This is a genomic window from Streptomyces sp. NBC_00341 (genome assembly GCF_041435055.1).
Lineage (GTDB): Bacteria > Actinomycetota > Actinomycetes > Streptomycetales > Streptomycetaceae > Streptomyces.
This window is the reverse complement of the sequence record NZ_CP108002.1, coordinates 5,586,652-5,605,732: the sequence shown is the minus strand read 5'-3', so window position 1 is coordinate 5,605,732 and position 19,081 is coordinate 5,586,652. Positions and strand designations below refer to the sequence as shown.

The following is a 19,081-nucleotide window of genomic DNA, read 5'->3' as shown; positions in this document are numbered from 1 at the left end:
CGGTTGACTCTACGCGCATAGAGGGGAATTGAAGCGCCGGGTGGGCCCATGTGCGGGCCCACCCGGCGGGGTGCTACCCGAGGTGCGAGGGTCCGAACGCCTGCGGGAGCATCTCGTCGAGGGTGCGGAAGCCGTCCGGGGTCTCCAGGACGAGTTCCGGTCCGCCGAACTCGTACAGCAACTGCCTGCACCGGCCGCACGGGACCAGGATCTCGCCCGCCCCGTCCACGCAGGTGAAGTGGGTCAGCCGGCCGCCGCCGGTGGCGTGCAGCTGGGAGACCAGTCCGCATTCGGCGCAGAGACTGATGCCGTACGAGGCGTTCTCGACGTTGCAGCCGACGATCGTGCGGCCGTCGTCCACCAGGGCGGCGACGCCGACCGGGTAGCCCGAATAGGGCGCGTACGCCCGGGACATGGCCTCCCGGGCGGCGGTCCGCAGGGCGTCCCAGTCGGCCCCTGCCACGGCGGTGGCGCCCGCTCCGGCGGTGGGCGTCACTTGCCCTGGCCCTTGCGGTAGCGCATGCCGTCCGCCTTCGGCATCCGCAGCCGCTGCGCGGAGAGCGAGAGGACGAGCAGCGTGACGACGTACGGGGTCGCGCTCACGAACTCGGTGGGCACGGTGTCCGTGGCGAGGTACCAGACCAGGATGGCGGCGGCGACGACCGCGCTGACCGCGCCCTGCACGAAGCTCTTGCGGTAGAGCTTCCAGGCCGCGATCCCGGCCAGCGCGACCACGAGCAGCAGGAGCAGCGCGTGGACGGACTCGCCGCCGTTGCGCAGCTGGAGCGCGTCGGCGAAGCCGAACAGGCCCGCGCCCATGGCGAGTCCGCCGGGCCGCCAGTTACCGAAGATCATCGCGGCGAGACCGATGTATCCGCGGCCGCCGGTCTGTCCCTCGTTGTAGATGTGCGAGGTGACCAGGGAGAGGAAGGCGCCGCCCAGTCCGGCCATGCCACCGGAGATGATCACCGCGATGTACTTGTACGTGTACACGTTGACGCCGAGCGACTCGGCGGCCACCGGGTTCTCGCCGCAGGAGCGCAGCCGCAGGCCGAAGGCGGTCTTCCACAGGACGAAGAACGTCACGACGAAGAGGACCACGGCGACGATCGTCAGCAGCGACACGTTGGTGACGAGTCCGCCGAGGACTCCGGCCAGGTCGGAGACGAAGAACCAGTGGTGCTTCTCGACGCTGTGGAGCCAGTCGGAGAGGCCGGGGATCGTCACCGAGGTGATGTCGTCGGCCGGTGGGGACTGCTTGGGCGAGCCGCCCTTGACCGCCGCCTCGCCCGAGTTGAACCAGAGCTTGGCGAAGTAGGTGGTAAAGCCGAGCGCCAGGATGTTGATCGCGATGCCGGAGATGATGTGGTCGACGCCGAAGGTGACGGTCGCCACCGCGTGCAGCAGGCCGCCGAGCATTCCGCCGACGACACCGGCGAGCACGCCGAGCCAGGGGTTGGTCTGCCAGCCGGCCCAGGCGCCGAAGAAGGTGCCCAGGATCATCATGCCTTCGAGGCCGATGTTGACCACGCCGGCCCGCTCGGACCAGAGGCCGCCGAGACCGGCGAGGCCGATCGGCACGGCCATCGCGAGGGCCGCGCTGATCTGTCCGGCCGAGGTCACGTCCTGCGCGCCGGTGATGGCGCGCACGGCCGACAGCGCGAGCAGCACGCCCGCGATGATCAGCAGGACGACGGGGAAGGAGAGGCGGGTGCGGCCGCCCTTGCCGCCGGAGACCTTGCGGGCCGCGGGGGGCGGGGTGGAAGTCGCCGTGACGGTCACGCCGACACCTCCTGCTGGTCGGAGTTACGGGCGGCCTGTGCGGCGAGTTCCGCGCCGACCTTGCTCTGCTGTCGCTTGAGTCCGTAGCGGCGGACGACTTCGTAGGCGATGACGACGCACAGGACGATGACGCCCTGGATCACGCCGACGATCTCCTTGTCGTACCCCTCGAACTCCAGCTTTCCGGTGCCGCGTTCCAGGAAGCCCCAGAGCAGCGCGCCGAGCGCGATGCCGACGGGGTGGTTGCGGCCGAGGAGGGCGATGGCGATACCGGTGAAGCCGATGCCGACGGGGAAGTCGCCGCTGAACTCGTGGCTGTCGTTGAGCAGTGTCGGCATGCCGATCAGGCCGGCCACGGCGCCCGAGATGAGCATCGAGGTGACGACCATCTTCTTGACGTTCACCCCGCTGGCCTCCGCGGCGGAGCCGGACTGGCCCACCGTGCGCAGGTCGAAGCCGAACCGGGTGCGCGAGAGCGTGAACCAGTAGGCGACGCCCGCGACGACCGCGACCACGATGAAGCCGTAGACGGGCGTCGGGGTGGTCGGGAACTCGAAGAAGTACGAGGACTCCGGGAGCGGCTTGGTGGAGATCTTGGTGCCGGCCTCGTCGAGGTGCCCGAGGCGGTTCTGCTGGAGCAGGTAGCCGATGACCGCGGTCGCGATGGAGTTCAGCATGATCGTCGAGACGACCTCGCTGACGCCCCGGGTGACCTTCAGGACGCCCGCGATACCGGCCCACATCGCGCCGACGATCATCGCGGTGAGGATGATCAGCGGGATCTGGAGGGCGCCGGGCAGGGTCAGCGCACCGCCGACCGCCGCGGCGAAGAAGGCGGCGAGGCGGTACTGGCCGTCGACGCCGATGTTGAAGAGGTTCATCCGGAAGCCGACGGCCACCGCGAGACCCGCGAGGTAGTACGTCGTCGCCTTGTTCAGGATGTAGACCTGGCTGTCCGACTTCAGCCCGTAGTCGAACATGATGCCGAAGGCGCTGAACGGCTCCTTGCCGGTGGCGGCGAGCACGAGTGCCGTCACCAGGAAGGCGACCACGATCGCGAGTACGGGGGCCGCGATCCCCAGGAGCAGCCGCTCCTTGTCGATCTTCTTCATCGGTCCTCTCCCCCGTCCCGGGGGTCGGTGTCGTCCGTGCCGGGGGCGGCGGTTCCGCCGTCGCTGCCGGGATCGGCGGGTACGTCGTCGCCGCCGGGCGTTTCGAGGTGGCCGGCGGCCGCGCCCGTCATCGCGGAGCCGAGCTCCTCCGGGGTGACGGTCGCCGGGTCGGCGTCCGCGACGAGGGCGCCGCGGTACATGACGCGCAGGGTGTCGGAGAGCCCGATCAGCTCGTCCAGGTCGGCGGAGATCAGCAGCACCGCGAGTCCTTCGCGGCGCGCCTCGCGGATCTGGTCCCAGATCTGGGCCTGGGCGCCGACGTCCACGCCCCGGGTGGGGTGCGCGGCGATCAGGAGCTTGGGTGAGTGGCTCATCTCGCGGCCGACGATCAGCTTCTGCTGGTTGCCGCCGGAGAGCGAGGCCGCGGTGACCTCGATGCCGGGGGTGCGCACGTCGTACTCGCGCACGATCCGCTCGGTGTCGGCGCGGGCCGCCTTGAGGTCGAGGAAGACGCCCTTGCTGTTGGGGCGCTCGGTGACGTGGCCGAGGATGCGGTTCTCCCAGAGCGGGGCCTCCAGCAGCAGTCCGTGCCGGTGGCGGTCCTCGGGGATGACGGCCATCCCGTCCTCGCGGCGCTTGCGCGTCGGCGTACGGGAGATGTCCGCGCCGTCCAGCGAGAGGGAGCCCGCGTCGAGGGTGCGCATGCCCATGATGGCGTCGACCAGTTCGGACTGGCCGTTGCCCTCGACGCCGGCGATGCCGAGCACCTCGCCCTTGTGGATGGTGAAGGTGATGCCGTCGAGCACGGCACGCACCACCCCGTCCGGGTCGGTGGCGGTCAGCCGCAGCCCGTCGACGTCCAGCATCGGCGTCTCGGTGACGGTCGACTCGCGGGTCTCCGGCGACGGCAGTTCGCTGCCGACCATCAGTTCGGCCAGCTGCTTGGTCGTGGTGTGCTCGGGATCGGCGGTGCCCACGGTCGTTCCGCGCCGGATGACGGTGATCTCGTCGGCCACCGACAGCACCTCGCCCAGCTTGTGCGAGATGAAGATGACGGTGAGGCCCTCCGCCTTGAGCTCGCGCAGGTTGTCGAAGAGTGCCTCGACCTCCTGCGGCACGAGGACGGCGGTGGGCTCGTCGAGGATCAGGGTGCGGGCGCCCCGATAGAGGACCTTGAGGATCTCCACGCGCTGGCGGTCGGCGACCCCGAGGTCCTCGACCATGGCGTCGGGCCGGATGCCGAGACCGTACGAGTCGGAGATCTGCTTGATCTTGGCGCGGGCCCGGTCCCCGATGCCGTACAGCTTCTCGGAGCCGAGTACGACGTTCTCCAGGACGGTGAGGTAGTCGGCCAGCATGAAGTGCTGGTGCACCATGCCGATGCCCCGGTCGATGGCGTCGCCCGGGTTGGAGAACGTGGCCTGTTCGCCGTCCACCGCGATGGTGCCCTCGTCCGGCTTCTGCATGCCGTAAAGGATCTTCATGAGCGTGGACTTGCCGGCGCCGTTCTCACCGACGAGGGCGTGGACGGTGCCGCGGCGCACGGTGATGTCGATGTCGTGGTTGGCCACGACCCCGGGGAACCGCTTGGTGATGCCGCGGAGCTCCACGGCATGAGGACTGCTGGACGCGTTGATGGCGCACTCTCCTTGACAGGAGCGGAGGGCGGAGGCGGTGGGTGCCGATTGCGGGGGCGGAAAAAGGTACCGCGCCCGAGCGGGCGCTACGCGCGTAGCGCTCCCGAATCGTTGGCCACCCGTTCACAGGTGGCGTACCGGGGCCGGTGACCCCCGTCGTGGGGGTACGTGAATCGGGGCCCGGGTGAGCGGTGGAAGCCGCTCCCCCGGGCCCCGATCGACGGGCCGGATCAGGTCGTGGACTTGACCTTGATGGTGCCGTCGACGATCTTCTTCTTCGCGGCGTCCAACTGGGTCTGGATGTCCTTGAGGTGGTCACCCGTGGGGGTCAGGCTCACGCCGCCCTTGGCCAGGGAGTACGTCGTCGTGCCGGTCATCGGCTTGCCGTCCTTGACGGACTTGACCAGGTCGAAGACACCGGCGTCGACGTTCTTGACGACCGAGGTCAGGATCGTGTCCTTGTACTTCGCCAGCGCCGGGTCCTTGGCCTGGTCGGAGTCGACACCGATGGACCAGGCGCCCTTCTTGCCCGCGACGGCCTCGATCGAACCGGCACCCGAACCGCCCGCGGCGGCGAAGATGACGTCGATGCCCTTGTCGAGCATGCCCTTGGCGGCTTCCTTGCCCTTGTCGGGGCTACCGAAGCCGGACAGGTCGGAACCGGTGGACAGGTACTGGATCTGCACCGTGGCCTTGGGCTTCGTGTCCATGACGCCCTGCCGGAAGCCGGCGGCGAACTTCTTGATCAGCGGAAGGTCCACACCGCCGATGAAGCCGACCTTGCCGTCCTTGGACTTCAGCGCGGCCGCGACTCCGGCGAGGTAGGAGCCCTGCTCCTCGGTGAAGACGATCGAGTTGACGTTCTTCACGTCGGACACCGAGTCGACCAGGCCGAAGTTGACCTTCGGGTACTTGGGGGCGATCTTGTCGACCGCTTCCTTGTACGCGAAGCCGATCGCGATGACCGGGTTGTAGCCGCCCTCGGCGAGCGACTGCAGACGCTGGTCGCGGTCGGCCGAGCTCTCGCCGGTCTTGGCGGTGAGCTCCTTGGTCTCGGCGCCGAACTCGGCCTTGGCCTTGTCCAGGCCGCGGGCCGCGGAGTCGTTGAACGAGTTGTCACCCCGGCCGCCCACGTCGTAGGCCATGCCGATCTTCATCTTGCCGTCGGAGCTGCTGGACTCGTCGGACGAGCTGCCACAAGCGGTGGCAGTGAGGGCGAGCGCCGCGGCAATGGCACACGCGGCGGTGATCTTGGATACCGGGCGCAAGGGAAGGCTCCTTCAAACCTGACCGAAGCGCCTCTTCCGGCGCTGGTTTCGCGGCGATCGTAACGCGCGTAGATGTCAGATAAAGCCCTGTACGGAAGCCGTTATCGGATCGTCGCGAACCGGGGGTGACCTGTCCGGTTACAGATGATTGCCGTCGAGCAACGCAGAGGCGGTGAAGAGTTCCACACCCACGGTGATCGCCTCCTCGTCCGCGTCGAAATTCCCCCGGTGCAGGTCCAGACCGCGGGGGTCGCCGGGCGTGCGCACGCCGAGCCGCGCCATCGCGCCCGGCACGTGCTCCAGGTACCAGGAGAAATCCTCCCCGCCCAGGCTCTGTTCGGTGTCCTCGATCGCATACGATCCGCGGCGGGCGGTCATGGCGCCGGTGAGCAGATCGATCGCGGCGGCGTCGTTGACCACGGGCGGCACCCCCCTGATGTAGTTGATCACCGTCTTGGCCCGGTACATTCCGGCCACCTCGTCGATGGCCGCGTGCACCAGGTCGGGGGCGTCCCGCCAGGCCGCCAGATCCAGGCAGCGAACCGTGCCGGAGAGCTCGGCGTGTTGCGGGATCACGTTGCAGGCGTGCCCGGTCTCCAGCCGCCCCCAGGTCACCGCGAGCCCGGCCCGCGCGTCGACCCGGCGGGCCAGCAGCGCGGGGACCTCCGTGGCGACCTTGGCGGCGGCGGTGACCAGGTCCGTGGTCAGGTGCGGGCGGGCGGTGTGGCCGCCGGGCCCGTCCAGCGACAGCTCCAGCCGGTCGCAGGCGGAGGTGATCGCCCCGACCCGCAGCCCGATCCGCCCCACGTCGACCTTCGGGTCGCAGTGCACCCCGATGATCCGGCCGACGCCCTCCAGCACCCCGGAGTCGATCGCGTCGGGCGCCCCGCCGGGCAGCACCTCCTCGGCCGGCTGGAAGATCAGCCGCACCGGGTTGGGCAGCAGCCCCTGCCGGTCGAGCCCGGCGAGCACCAGGCCGGCGCCGAGCACGGTGGTGGTGTGGATGTCGTGCCCGCAGGCGTGCGCCCGGTCGGGCACGGTGGAGCGGTACGGGACGCCCGTCTTGGTGTCCGGGATCGGCAGCGCGTCGATGTCGGCCCGCAGCGCCAGCATGGGCCGCGTGGTCCCGCTCCTGGTCCCCACGTCGCACATGAGCCCGGTACCGGAGGCGAGCACCCGTGGTTCGAGGCCGGCCAGCTCCAGCCGGGCCTTGATGGCCGCGGTGGTGCGGAACTCCTGGTTACCGAGCTCGGGGTGCATGTGCAGGTCACGCCGGAAGGCGATCAGTTCGGCGCGCAGCGCTTCTGGCAGCGCGCCGGGCAGGTCCTCTCCTGCGGGCGGCCGGGCTTCACAGAGGCGGGACGTCGAGTGGCTCACTGGTGAAGGGTAAGGCCCTTCCCCCGTCAACTGACCATGAAACAAGAAAAGTTCAGCCACATAGACGAATAAATGACTGGGGTTCGGCGTGTGAGCCGATGCCGGGATGGGTACACTCGCGCGCTTCACCGGCAGGACGGACGCGCTCCCACAGCGGGCTCAGGGGGCCTCCCGGCTCGCCTCACGGCGGTGCCGTCATCACCTCGCGGGCGCTCCGGGTGAACTTCTCCCGGCTCCTCTCCAGGTTGTCGACCGCGTCTTCGAGACCGGTGCGATACCCGTCGTACGCCGCTCCCTCGCGCACCCGGTGGAGCACCCGTTCGAGGTACGCCCGCAGGGAGCGCACGTCCGACCAGACGTTCACGGCGTCCTCCGCCACGGGCTCCGGGCCCATGAGATCGAGCCGTGCCTGTGCCTTGCTGAGCGCTTGCACCGCGGTGCCGAGCCCCTCGACGGCCGCGTCCAGCACCTCGACGGTGGGCGGGGTGTCCCGGGCCGCGGCGGGCACCCCGTCCCGGTGCACGAGCCGGTGCAGCACGTCGTCGACCGGTTCCGCCGCCTGCATGAACGCGAGGTACGTCTCCCGGCGCTCGTTCCGCAGCTCCCGCAGGTGGTCGACCACCCCCTGGTCGCGCGCCTGGCGCCGGGCGGATGCGTACGTCAGCCCGGAGGCGCCCAGGGTTCCGGCGACGCCCAGCCCGGTGCCCAGCAGGGCCGCCCACGCTTGGTCCATGCCCTCCATCTTCGGCGGTGCGCGGCCGGACGCGGCCTTTTCGCGGATATCCGTGGCTCCTAGAATCGGAACGGCGGACCGGACGTCACCCATGGACGACCACGGACCGTGGCTTGGAGGGCGGAGAGGTGGCCGGAGGATTACAGCTCCCGCCGGGCGGTCCGGCGGCGGATACGGCGGAGCGGTTCGCTCACGCGTTACGCGCGCTCCGCAGCGCGGCGGACACCCCGAGCTACCGTCAGATGGGCGCGCGCACCGGCCAGTCGCCCGGCGCCCTGTCCGACGCCGCCGAGGGCGGCCGGCTGCCGCCCCTCGCGGTCGCGCTGGCCTACGCGGAGGCCTGCGGCGGCGACCGAGCGGAGTGGCAGCGGCGCTGGGAGACGGCGCGGGACGAGCTGGGCACGGCAGCACCGCCCGGGACGAGCAGGCGGCGGTGGGCCGTCGCCGTCGCGGGGGTCGTCGCGCTCGCGCTGACCGCCACCGCGGTGATCCTCGCGAACCGGCCGGGCCATCGGGCGCCGCCGCCCGCCGCCGCGGTCTCCGCCCGCCTCTTCTCCGACGACGACGTGTTCAACCGGCGCCACCCGGATCCCCGCCTGTCGCCCGACTCCGCGCGGATGGTCTCCGGTCTGCTCGCGCCGGGCCGGGTGGAGCTGTACACGGGGACGGCCGGATCCCTGGTGTACCGGGCCACCTCCGGTACGCCGACCTACGAGGTCACCGCGCGCGAGCACATCGGCCAGTGGGGGCCCGACCCCTTCGACGGTGTCCGCTTCCCCTGGGACCCGTCGTGGAAGGCACCGGCCCCGGACCGCGAGTGGACGGTGGTGATCGGGCCGGACGGGCGGGCGACGGAGTGCTGGCGGACGAAGGTGTCGCACTCCAGGCCCAGCTGCGAATGGGGAGCCGTGTCCGACACCCGGGGCTCGTCGGTCTCCGAGAAGGGCCAGGACACCGGAAGCGGGCTGTCCCGCCTCGCCGGGCTGATCACCCGCGCGGACTGGAAGGCCGGCCGCATCGACCACGCCCTGAGCTTCGGCACCCCGGACAACAACGACCGGCACGTCTTCCCCGCCGTCGGCAGCGACGGCCAGGGGCAAGGGCTGTGGCGCACCGGGCAGTTCATCTGGCTGGACCCCGCGTACGACATCGACGCCGACACCTCGCTCAGGCCGTACGAACGGATGGTCGCGAAGGCGCTTCAGGAGTACGGGGCGTTCGACGTCAAGAACGCCCGGGAGTTCAGCTTCATCTCCGAGTACGGCTCACGGGCCCCGGGCAACACCGGCGACGCCTATGCCTCGCTCGACCGCATCGACTTCGCGAAGTACCTGCGGGTCGGGACGGTCGAGCCGCCGTCGTCGTAGGCGGCCGGGACCGCCGTCAGCCCGGCAGGCCCCGGCGGATCGGGAAGAGGGCCAGTCCGATGCACAGGGCCCCCACCGTCAGCAGGTCCAGGCTCACGGCCATCATGACGACCCCGGCCAGCACCAGCAGCGGGGACCGGGCCGGGACCTCGCCCCGGCGGAAGAACGCGAGCAGGGTGACGAGCGCCAGCAGCCCGAGCCAGAACAGCATCGGCACCGCCGTGTAGACCACCGGCATCACACCGGGCACGTCCTGCACCTTCTCGAACATGTCACTCATGGCCCGGTCGTCCGCCGCGACGAACCCGACCACGAGGTCGATCACCGCCTGGACCGCCACCGCGGCCGCCCCCAGCAACCCGGCCCCCGCAGCCACCCGGACGGCCACCCGTCCGCCGCCGCTAACGCCGTCCGGCATCCGCAGCCCGAGGAAGACCGGAACGAACGCGAGCACCCCGGCCAGGAACAGCACGTGCGCCAGCGACCACCACACCCCGGGCCCGTAGTCCCCCACCGCCTGCCCCGTCAGCCGCACCAGTCCATAGCCGGCCATCAGGGCCGGTGCCAGCAGGAACGCCTGTGCGCCGGAGTAGTTCTGACGTTGCGTCATTTCTGTGGTCCGCATGTATCGATCATCAGCGTGGCGCGACTCTCCGGCTATCGGGGATGACCCTCGCCCGACCCTGATCAGGCCGCACACACCACCCGGGGCGGACTCGGGGTCGGCGCCCGCGACGGCCTCCGCTCGGCCCGCCCCGGTCCAAACTTCCTGTACACGCCACGGACTCACGGCTTACGCTGCGTCGTTGCCGTCGAACCGGGGTGCGCGTTCGACATACATCTGAGCGGTCTCCGGGGGGAGCCGTAGGACGAGGGGGACTCAGCAGTGCTGGGCACGGTGGAGGAAAGCGTTCAGTCATGCCCGGAGTGCGGGGTGGAGATCCGGACGGACCACAGGTTCGTGGCGTGGTGTGCCGCCTGCGACTGGAATGTGGACCCTGGTGAGCCGGAGGAGCCGGGCGGGCGGCTGGACACCCTGCGGCGCAGGCTGGCCGGGGAGCACGGCGAGAGGCTGCTGGCCGAGGTGACGACGGACGAGCTCCTGCGCCCCCGGCGCGACGCGGCGAGCGTGCTCGCGCTGGCGCTGGCGCTGGCCGTCCACGGCTTCACGGCCGCGCTGCTCGCCGGCGGAGTGCTGCTGGTGGTCCTCGGCTGGGGCAGCGCGTTGCCGGTGCTCGGCGCCCTGTGCCTGTTCATCGGCTGGCTGCTGCGCCCCCGGTTCCCGCGCCTGCCGGAGGACGAGCAGGTGCTGTACCGGGCCGACGCGCCCGAGCTGTTCGCCCTGATCGACGAGGTCGCCGGGGTGGTGGGCACGACCGGGGTGCACGCGGTCGCGGTGAACGCCGACGCCAACGCGAGCGTCTCGACGTACGGCCTGCGGCGCCGCAGGCTCCTGACCATCGGCCTCGGCCTCTGGGAGATGCTCGACACCGGTCAGCGGATCGCACTGCTGGGCCACGAACTCGGCCACTACGCCAATGGCGACACCCGCCAGGGCGTGGTCCTCGGAAACGCGCTCCAGTCGTTGCACACCTGGTACTACCTGCTGAGCCGGATCGAGCGCCCGACGCTCCCCGAGACCCTGCTCAACGCCTGCTATCTGGCCCCCCGCAGCGTGGTCGTCGCCGTCGCGACGGCCCTCGACCACCTGACCCTGCGCGCCACCCAGCGCGGCGAGTACCTGGCCGACTCCTTCGCCGCCCGGTGCGGCTCGACGGCGGCCGCCGTGGGGCTGATGGACGCGCTGCTGGTCTCCGACTCCGCCTCCGCCACGCTGCTGCGCGAGTCCAACGCGCTCCGGAGCCACCGCTCCGGCGGCCGGGCGGCCGGTGGGGCGGAGAGCGGTCTGTGGGAGCGCCTGGCCGCCCACGTGGAGTCGATTCCGGCGAGCGAGTACGAGCGTCAGCGCCGCCGCAGCGCGCTGCGCGGGCACAGCGTCGACTCCACACACCCGCCGACCCACCTGCGCCGGTCCCGGCTGCAGGCCGTCGCCGCGCTCCCGGCCACGGTCACGGTCGACTCCGCCCGCGACGCCGCGCTCCGGGCGGAACTCTCGGGGGCTCGGGGCCTCGTGGCACGCCGCGTCCTGAACGGCGGGTAGCCCCGGTGGGAGCGGCGGGGCGCGTCACCCACGATGGGCGACCCCGAATCGAGGCGGGCGGGGACATCGTCGGGGCTGGTGGCGTGGCCGGCCGCGTAGGCGGGGCATCGCGTCCCGAAGACGCATGACGATCACTCACTTCATGCGACCGCCGCGCCGCAGTGCGCGGGTGCACCAGCCGATGATCGCCGCGTTGACACCTGCCCCGAGAGCGACGGCGGCGATGAACATGACGGTGCCGCCCGGCAACACGATGAACACGAGGCCGAGGGGGGCGGTGGCAAGGACCGGGATGACGCCGGCCATGGACTCGCCCGAGCTGTCGACGGCGGTCACCACCAGCGCCCACACGAGCAGGACGGCACAGGCACCGAGGTAGACGAGGCCGACGACGCCGACGTGGTCACGCAGTCGACGTGCGACGGATCGGCCGGAATCGGTATCGGTATCGGTATCGGTACGGGTCATGGGGATGGACTCCTTGGTTGCGCCTCGTGGGTCAGAGGTGGGTACCGGTGGTCAGAGGTGGGTACCGGGCGGGTTCGGGCGGGCGAGGCCGAGGTCGTACGCGAGGATCGTCGCCTGTACGCGGTCGCGCAGGCCGAGCTTGCGGAGCAGCGCGTTCACGTGGGACTTCACGGTGCCTACCGTGATGCCGAGTCGCTCGGCGATCTCCGCGTTGGTGAGTCCGGCCGCGACCAGTGTGAGGACGCCCCGCTGGCTGCCGGTCAGGCTGTCCAGTTCGGGGGAGCTCCCTACCGGGACCGCGGCCGGTGGTCCCGACGCGTAGTGGCCGATGAGGCGGCGGGTCGCGGACGGGGCCAGTACGCTCTCGCCGGCCGCCACCTCCCGGATGCCCTCCAGCAGTTGGGAGGGGAGCACGTCCTTGAGGAGGAAGCCAGAGGCGCCGGCGCGCAGCGCGTCGAAGACGTACGCGTCGAGGTCGAAGGTGGTCAGGACGAGGACACGGGGCGCGTTCTCCCGTCCGGTGATGATGCGGGTGGCGGCGATGCCGTCCAGTTCGGGCATGCGTACGTCCATGACGACCACGTCGGGAGCCAGCTCTTCGGCCAGCCGCACCGCGGCGGCGCCGTCGGCGGCCTCGCCGACGACCGTCATGTCCTCCTCTGCGTCGATCACGGCGGCGAACCCCGCCCGTACGATGCCCTGGTCGTCGACGACCAGCACGTTGAGGCTCATCGGTGTCTCTCCTCGTCGTCCGGCGCACCAGTGATTGGCAGCCGGAGGCGGACGGTACCCCGCGGGCCGGTGGTCAGGGTGCCGCCGACCGCCGCGACCCGCGTGGTCAGCCGTTCCCGTACGTCGGGCTCTGCGGCGCGGGGCACCCCCGTGGCGGTGAGTGTCAAGGTCTCGTCCTCCACGTCGAGTGCGAGCATCGCAGGCTGCTCACCACCGGCCGCCAGCACCGTCTCGGCGGCGCGGTAGGCGGCCAGGTCGACGGCGGTGGGCAGTCGTTCCGGCACCCGGTCGGTCAGCCGTATCTCGATGTCGCGTCCGGTGGCCCGGAGTTGTTGGGCGAGCAGGTCGAGTGCCTGGAGGGTGGGCTGCGGCCGCAGCCCGATCTCTGTCTCGCCGTCCCGGACGGTGTCGAGCAGGGCGCGCATCGCGGCCAGGGCCTCGCGGGCGCGGGTCGCTGTCGCGTCGAGCCGGCCTGCCTCCGCCTCCGTGACCATGTCGGCGGTGCGGGCCAGAACCGTGGTTTCGAGACCGGCGGCGATGCGGCGGCGCTCGGTCCACGCGTCGCGGACGGCCTCCTCGGTCCAGCCGGCGAGGCGTTCGTCGTGGGCGCGGCGGTCGGCCTGTCGGCGGCGGGTGCGGCGGCGTCCGGTCAGGTGGGCCGCGGTGCCTGTGAGGGTTGCGCCGACCGCGGTTCCCGCGACGACGGTCCAGACAGGAGCGGCCGTACCCCGGCCCAGAACCGCGGTGGTGGCGGCCTCGGCGTGTACCAGCGCCATGAGGAGGATGGCCGTGACGTGGCCGCGGGCCGTCGGGAGCCGGTCGCTTCCCCGCTCGTGGGGGACCCCCATCACGGCGGAGCCGTCTTTCGACGCGGCTCCGCGCCCCTTCCGGGGCGTTGCGGTGCGGGCCGGTTCCATCGCGAGGGCCGCGCACGTGGCCAGCAGGCTCAGCGCGGGCGGGAGGAGGACCGGGCCGCTGTAGTTCCCCAGCTCCATCGCCGCCGGCCACAACAGCGCCAGCCCCAGCAGCATCCCGTACGCCGTCCGCGGAGCCCTCCGCAGCCACAGCAGGGCCATCGCCTGGCCCGCCGCCAGCAGGGCGAAGAAGACACCCGCGGACACCGGCGTCCCGCTCGACGTGTCCTCGGCCCGGATGACCAGGGCGGGGAGCAGCGGCTGCAGGACCAGGCCCGCCGCCGCCACTACCTGCGCCGCTCGATAGGTCCTCGGTGCCGGCGGCTCCACCGTCGTGGCCGTCCGGCCCGGCAGTGCCGCCCGTACCTCCCAGCCGCCGTCCGCCGTCGGACCGCTGTGCACCGTGCCGCCCGCTTCCCGGGCCCGGGAGCGCAGGAAGCCCTGCCCGCGGCCGCCGCCGAGTCCCGCACCGTGCGCCACCGCTCCGGCCTGCGGGGGCGTGCTGGTGACTACGACGTCGGTGCGGGTGTCGCCGTACCGGCACAGCACCCTCGTATGCGCGCCGGGGGCATACCGTGCCACGTTGGTCAGCGCCTCGCGCACGATGCCGTACGCCGCGTCCGCGACGGCGCCGTCCGGCGGGGGGACGATCTCGCATTTCACCTGCTGGTCCAGCCGCCGGAACCCCGCGACCAGGTCCAGCAGCCGTTCCTGCGGCGACGGCACACTCTCGCGGGAGGGCGCCGGCGCTCGTACCGCGCCGAGCGCGCGGCTGACCTCGTGGCCGGTCTCGACAGCGAACTCCAGTGCCTTCTCGGCCAGTTCGGGGCGGCGGTCGCTCAAGCCGAGGGCGGCCCCCGCGGTGACCACCACGGCCGTCAGATGGTGGGCGCTGACGTCGTGCAGCTCGCGTTCCATGCGTCGTCGTTCGACTGCCGGAAGCCGGTGGCGCTCGGACTCGGCACGGTCCAGGAGTTGCTCGGCCGCTCGCCGTGCGCGACGGGTTCGCCGTACGAGCAGTCCGGCGCCGCATGCGGCGGCGTACAGCAGGGCGGTCAGGACGAGGTCGAGCCCGTCGCGGTCGCTGAGCCCGTGCAGGCTGATGCCCTGCAGGAGCTGCCAGGCGGCAAGCGCCACCACGCACAGCACGGCGGTGAAGGTGTCGTCTTCGGTCGCCACGGTGAAGAGGGCCAGCGCGACACCCGCGGTCCCGAGCACCGCCATCGCCCCGGCGGGCAGCGGCCCGGCCCCCAGCGCGCAGGCGGCGGCGACCACGACCAGGGCGGCCACCGGGCGGGTACCGCGCAGGGCGAGCGCGGCCGTCACCACTCCGGCGACCAGGGCCGCCACGAGAAGGTCGGACGCGGGCGGGACGGCTCCGCGCACCAGGGGCGCCCCGGGCCACACCAGGGCCTGGGCGCAGATCAGCAGGACCGGGAACAGCCGGTCGTCGGTTCGATTCATGTCGGATCAAGGCTATGGCCGCAGGTGAGGGGCCCGACTCCGGCTGGAGGCGGATTCCGGCCTCTTACCTGGGTTGCAGAGTCTCTGTCCGTGGTTCGACGCGCCAATCGTCCCTCAGCGCGAGGACGGCGCCAGGCCCCCGGTCCTAGGCTCGATCACATCGAGAACGCGGTCGGCCACCGCTTCCACGACACTTCCGAGCCCGGCTCCAGCAGTGGTTCTTCCACGCTTCTGCGCGTATCCAATCCAACTTTCCAACGGAATCAAGGGGATCTCCCATGTCCAAGCGCATTCTCTTCCTGTCGCTCATCGGCGCCGTCGCCATCGGCACGGTGACAGCCGGCGGCCTCGCCCTGGCCTCGACCCCCACGGAGCCGACCCTGGAGCACGGATCGGCTCGCTACGCGGCTCCGTCCGACGGCAGCGCGGGCTCGTTCACCTACACCGTGGACGTGAGCGACGACTCGGGCGTCCAAGGCCTCAAGGTCATTGCCTGGCCCGCGAGTTCGAAGCTCGATCCGACCGAGGCGGAGCTCCGCTCGGGGGAGAACGCCAAGTGCCGGAGCACCTCGGACGAGACCGCCCGCTGCACCTACACGCTGAAGGTCACGAAGCGAGAGGCGGCCGACCTGGCCAAGGGCACCTGGTACGTCTCGGCACTGGCGACGGCCGAGGACGGGGACACGACCTTCGTGCCCCACGCCACTTCGTTCGACCTCACACGCTGACACACCGGTCGAACCGTCATTCAGGGAGGCGTGAGGCCAGGACCCACGTGCGGACTCCGCCTCAGGCCTCCCTGACCACCGCCGTAGCCCGCCAGGGTGCCAGTCGCTGGACGTCGCGGGCCGTCTCCGTGACGCCCGTGAGGAAGCCCTGGGCCCGCGGGGACGCCGTTTCGCGCAGCCACTCCGGGGCGATGTCGCAGACCGCGACCTTCACGTCGGTGCCGACCAGGGCCAGCGGGAGGGTGTGGACCACCGTGGAGGGGAAGCTCAGGACCGTGCGGCCGATCGGGCCGCGGCGGGCGATGAGTTCCAGCGGGAGGTCGGGGCGGACGATCTCCAGGCCGGTGGCGGCCTCCAGGGCGTGGAGCTTCTCCGTGGACTCGCGGCGGTGGGCGAAGTAGCGGGTGGCGCCGTGGGTGCGGGCCAGCTCCGCGACCGCTTCCAGGTACGGGGCCCGGTCGACCACGCCGGTCTCCACCAGGGAGGTGCCGACCAGGTCCGCGCCCTTGGTGAGCAGCGGCGGGCCGAAGCGGGAGCGGGTCCAGGAGAAGGTGTTCGGGATGAGGGTGATGCCGGGCGGCGGGATCACCGGCATCGCGGTGAAGAGTTCGACCTCGCGCGCGGCGGACGGGGTGAAGCGGCGGCGTGCGGTGGCGGTGACCGGGGCCAGGGCCAGGTCGCGGGGGTTCGTTCCGCCGCGCCGGTGCCAGCGGGTGAGGCGTTCGCCGCGGGTGAGCTGGGCGACGAACTCCATGGTGGCGGTGCCGTCGTCGACCACGGTGAGGCGGCGGGGCCGGACCAGGGTGAGCAGCAGTTGTACGTAGCGGGAGAACGGGTCCCCGATGACGATGTGGTCGGCGTTGCGGACGAGCCGGGTCAGGGCGCGCAGCGACTTCAGGGGGGTGCCCGAGTCGCCGCGCGCCTCCTGCCAGCGCACGGTGACGCCCTCGTCGCGGGCCAGCTCCGCCATCCGGCGCAGCTGACCGCGCGACATCGGGTCGACCGGAGGGAGGACGACGACGGTGACGTCCGCGAGGACGCGGCCGCCGCCTCCCTCTGTGTAGGCCCACTCCAGGACGTTCAGGAGCTGGACCGGGCTCTCGACGAAGGCGAGGTTCACCGGTCGGCCCGTCAGACCGTGAGCGGCTCGGCGGCCTGGGCCGTCTCACCGCTCTCCGCGACGACGCCCGGGACCCGGCGGAGCTTCTTCATCGGGCCGAGCTCGGACTCGTACACCTTCTTGACGCCGTCGCCGAGGGAGGCCTCGATGGTGCGGATGTCGCGGACCAGGCGGGACAGGCCCTGCGGCTCGACGGAGGCGGCCTGGTCGGAGCCCCACATGGCGCGGTCGAGGGTGATGTGGCGCTCGACGAACGCGGCGCCGAGCGCGACGGCGGCCAGCGTGGTCTGCAGGCCCGTCTCGTGGCCGCTGTAGCCGATCGGGACGTTGGGGTACTCCTGCTGGAGGGTGTTGATGACCCGCAGGTTGAGCTCCTCCGCCTTCGCCGGGTACGTCGAAGTGGCGTGGCAGAGAAGGATGTTGTCGGAGCCGAGCACCTCGACCGCGTGCCGGATCTGGCGCGGGGTCGACATGCCGGTGGAGAGGATCACCGTGCGGCCGGTGGCGCGCAGCGAGCGCAGCAGCTCGTCGTCGGTGAGGGAGGCGGAGGCCACCTTGTGGGCGGGGACGTCGAACTTCTCCAGGAAGGTGACGGCCTCGGTGTCCCACGGGGAGGCGAACCAGTCGATGCCGCGCTCGGCGCAGTGCTCGGAGATGGCGCGGTACTCGGTCTCGCCGAACTCGACGCGGTGGCGGTAGTCGATGTACGTCATCCGGCCCCAGGGGGTGTCGCGCTCGATGTCCCACTGGTCGCGCGGGGTGCAGATCTCCGGGGTGCGCTTCTGGAACTTGACGGCGTCGCAGCCGGCCTCCGCCGCCACGTCGATCAGCGCGAGGGCGTTGTCGAGGTCGCCGTTGTGGTTGATACCGATCTCGCCCGTGATGTAGACGGGGTTGCCGGGGCCCGCGGTGCGGGTGCCGAGGGTGCGCAGTCGGGAGGTGCTCATGGTGCGTTCCTTAGCTACTTGGTGGGGGTGGTGGTGAGGGTGGGGCCGAGCAGCCAGGCCGCGATCTCGCGGATGGCGCCGGAGCCGCCGGGGGTGGTCGTCACGGCGCGCGCCGCGGCGCGTACCGAGTCGTGGGCGCTCGCGACGGCGACGGGCCAGCCGGCGAGGGCGAAGCAGGGGAGGTCGTTGACGTCGTTGCCGACGTACAGGACGCGTTCGGGGGCGATGGACTGCTCGTCGCACCACTGCTTGAGCGCGAGGTCCTTGCGGTCGATGCCGTGCAGGACGGGGACGCGGAGCTTGTGGGCGCGGGCGGCGACGACCGGGTTCTGTTCCGTGGAGAGGATCAGCAGTGGCACTCCGGCCTTGCGGAGTGCGGCGATGCCGAGTCCGTCGCCCCGGTGGACGGCGACCGTTTCGCGTCCGTCGGCGTCGATGAGGACCCGGTCGTCGGTCTGGGTGCCGTCGAAGTCGAGGACGACCGCGTCGATGTCGTCGCGGGTGGGGAGCGGGGCGACGTCCAGGAGCGGGGCCAGGGCGCGGGCGCGGGCCAGGTCGTGCGGGTCGTCGATCTCCAGGACGCGGGCCGGGTCGGTGCGCACCAGCGCGGTGTGGCCGAAGAAGCGGTGGCGGTGGGTGCGGAAGCCGGCCGCGTCCATCGCGTAGGCGGCGCCGGTTTCGAGGAGGTCCTCGGGGCGGTCCTGGCGGCGGGGGCGGACCGACTTGTCGTGGTTGACGCCGTAGTTGTGGTCCTCGACCGCGCTGCCGTCGCGCCACAGGAAACCGTGGAACGGGGCGACGGTGACGGCCGTGTCGGCGCCTTCGCGGGCGACGGCGGCGGCGACGCCGTCGATGTCCTCGCGGGCGACGAAGGGGCTGGTGCACTGGACGAGGAGGACGACGTCCACGCTGCGGTCGTACGCGGTCTCGTAGTCGTCCATCGCGTGCAGCACGGCGGCCTCGCTGGTCGCGGTGTCCCCGGCGATGGCCTCGGGGCGCTGTACGCAGTGCAGCCGTGCGGCCTCGCCGAGCGCTTCGGCGGCGGCGCGGGCGGCCTCTGCGACGGCCGGGGCGTCGGTCGTCACGACGACGTCCGTCACCTCGGCCGAGGCCAGGCAGGCGCGGACCGCGCGGACGACCAGCGGTACGCCGCCGACCTGGGCGAGGTTCTTGGCGGGTACGCCCTTGGATCCGCCGCGGGCGGGGATCACCGCGAGCACGGTGGGCCGTGCGGTGGGCTGCGTCATCGCTGCTCCAGTGGGTGTCGTGGT

At 71.7% G+C, this 19,081-nt stretch carries 17 protein-coding genes; 3 read left to right on the top strand and 14 right to left on the bottom strand.

The window, feature by feature from the left end:
- Positions 1-73 precede the first annotated feature (73 nt).
- The 7 genes from OG892_RS25375 to OG892_RS25345 form a co-directional block, all read right to left on the bottom strand.
- Positions 74-496, bottom strand: a complete 423-nt coding sequence (locus tag OG892_RS25375; protein ID WP_327338681.1) for a cytidine deaminase — start codon at positions 494-496, stop codon at positions 74-76.
- On the bottom strand, positions 493-1,782 hold the full coding sequence (locus tag OG892_RS25370) for an ABC transporter permease (protein WP_073732518.1): 1,290 nt from the start codon (positions 1,780-1,782) through the stop codon (positions 493-495). The genes OG892_RS25375 and OG892_RS25370 overlap by 4 nt, the downstream gene beginning before the upstream one ends.
- Positions 1,779-2,894 (bottom strand): ABC transporter permease, encoded by a 1,116-nt coding sequence (locus OG892_RS25365; protein WP_327338680.1) that lies wholly within the window; start codon positions 2,892-2,894, stop codon positions 1,779-1,781. The genes OG892_RS25370 and OG892_RS25365 overlap by 4 nt, the downstream gene beginning before the upstream one ends.
- Complete coding sequence (locus OG892_RS25360; protein ID WP_073732520.1) at positions 2,891-4,504, bottom strand: ABC transporter ATP-binding protein; 1,614 nt, start codon at positions 4,502-4,504, stop codon at positions 2,891-2,893. Before OG892_RS25360 ends, OG892_RS25365 begins: the two co-directional genes overlap by 4 nt.
- Before the next feature lie 257 nt (positions 4,505-4,761).
- Positions 4,762-5,799 carry a BMP family protein gene (locus OG892_RS25355; protein ID WP_371630368.1) on the bottom strand — a complete coding sequence of 346 codons (1,038 nt, stop codon included), beginning with the start codon at positions 5,797-5,799 and terminating at the stop codon, positions 4,762-4,764.
- Between the two features lie 138 nt (positions 5,800-5,937).
- The gene (locus OG892_RS25350; RefSeq protein ID WP_073732522.1) at positions 5,938-7,176 is read right to left on the bottom strand and encodes an amidohydrolase; all 1,239 of its coding nucleotides are present in this window, start codon (positions 7,174-7,176) and stop codon (positions 5,938-5,940) included.
- A 181-nt stretch (positions 7,177-7,357) separates the two neighbouring features.
- On the bottom strand, positions 7,358-7,909 hold the full coding sequence (locus OG892_RS25345; RefSeq protein WP_242436483.1) for a hypothetical protein: 552 nt from the start codon (positions 7,907-7,909) through the stop codon (positions 7,358-7,360).
- A gap of 242 nt (positions 7,910-8,151) precedes the next feature.
- Between OG892_RS25345 and OG892_RS25340 the strand changes: the two genes are divergently transcribed.
- A complete protein-coding gene (locus tag OG892_RS25340) occupies positions 8,152-9,276 on the top strand; it encodes an XRE family transcriptional regulator (RefSeq protein ID WP_371630367.1) in 1,125 nt (374 codons plus the stop codon).
- 16 nt (positions 9,277-9,292) lie between these two features.
- Here the strand turns inward: OG892_RS25340 and OG892_RS25335 are convergent, their stop codons facing one another.
- On the bottom strand, positions 9,293-9,901 hold the full coding sequence (locus OG892_RS25335) for a hypothetical protein (protein ID WP_371630366.1): 609 nt from the start codon (positions 9,899-9,901) through the stop codon (positions 9,293-9,295).
- A 309-nt stretch (positions 9,902-10,210) separates the two neighbouring features.
- On the opposite strand from OG892_RS25335, the gene OG892_RS25330 reads away from it, so the two are divergent.
- Complete coding sequence (locus tag OG892_RS25330; RefSeq protein WP_371630365.1) at positions 10,211-11,437, top strand: M48 family metalloprotease; 1,227 nt, start codon at positions 10,211-10,213, stop codon at positions 11,435-11,437.
- A 135-nt stretch (positions 11,438-11,572) separates the two neighbouring features.
- Here the strand turns inward: OG892_RS25330 and OG892_RS25325 are convergent, their stop codons facing one another.
- The 3 genes from OG892_RS25325 to OG892_RS25315 are packed head-to-tail and all read right to left on the bottom strand — an operon-like array spanning position 11,573 to position 15,015.
- On the bottom strand, positions 11,573-11,905 hold the full coding sequence (locus OG892_RS25325) for an SCO4225 family membrane protein (RefSeq protein ID WP_371630364.1): 333 nt from the start codon (positions 11,903-11,905) through the stop codon (positions 11,573-11,575).
- Positions 11,906-11,956: 51 nt separating this feature from the next.
- Entirely contained in the window at positions 11,957-12,637 is a 681-nt protein-coding gene (locus tag OG892_RS25320) for a response regulator transcription factor (RefSeq protein ID WP_073732527.1), read from the bottom strand.
- The gene (locus OG892_RS25315) at positions 12,634-15,015 is read right to left on the bottom strand and encodes a histidine kinase (protein WP_371630363.1); all 2,382 of its coding nucleotides are present in this window, start codon (positions 15,013-15,015) and stop codon (positions 12,634-12,636) included. The genes OG892_RS25320 and OG892_RS25315 overlap by 4 nt, the downstream gene beginning before the upstream one ends.
- A gap of 278 nt (positions 15,016-15,293) precedes the next feature.
- On the opposite strand from OG892_RS25315, the gene OG892_RS25310 reads away from it, so the two are divergent.
- Positions 15,294-15,743: a DUF5707 domain-containing protein gene (locus OG892_RS25310; RefSeq protein WP_328865673.1), complete on the top strand. Its 450-nt coding sequence runs from the start codon at positions 15,294-15,296 to the stop codon at positions 15,741-15,743.
- A 61-nt stretch (positions 15,744-15,804) separates the two neighbouring features.
- On the opposite strand, the gene OG892_RS25305 is transcribed toward OG892_RS25310, so the two are convergent.
- The 3 genes from OG892_RS25305 to OG892_RS25295 are packed head-to-tail and all read right to left on the bottom strand — an operon-like array spanning position 15,805 to position 19,057.
- Positions 15,805-16,863: a hypothetical protein gene (locus OG892_RS25305; protein WP_024491150.1), complete on the bottom strand. Its 1,059-nt coding sequence runs from the start codon at positions 16,861-16,863 to the stop codon at positions 15,805-15,807.
- A gap of 11 nt (positions 16,864-16,874) precedes the next feature.
- Positions 16,875-17,810 (bottom strand): N-acetylneuraminate synthase family protein, encoded by a 936-nt coding sequence (locus OG892_RS25300; protein WP_073732530.1) that lies wholly within the window; start codon positions 17,808-17,810, stop codon positions 16,875-16,877.
- A 14-nt stretch (positions 17,811-17,824) separates the two neighbouring features.
- Positions 17,825-19,057 carry an acylneuraminate cytidylyltransferase gene (locus OG892_RS25295; protein WP_073732531.1) on the bottom strand — a complete coding sequence of 411 codons (1,233 nt, stop codon included), beginning with the start codon at positions 19,055-19,057 and terminating at the stop codon, positions 17,825-17,827.
- Between the last annotated feature and the right edge of the window lie 24 nt (positions 19,058-19,081).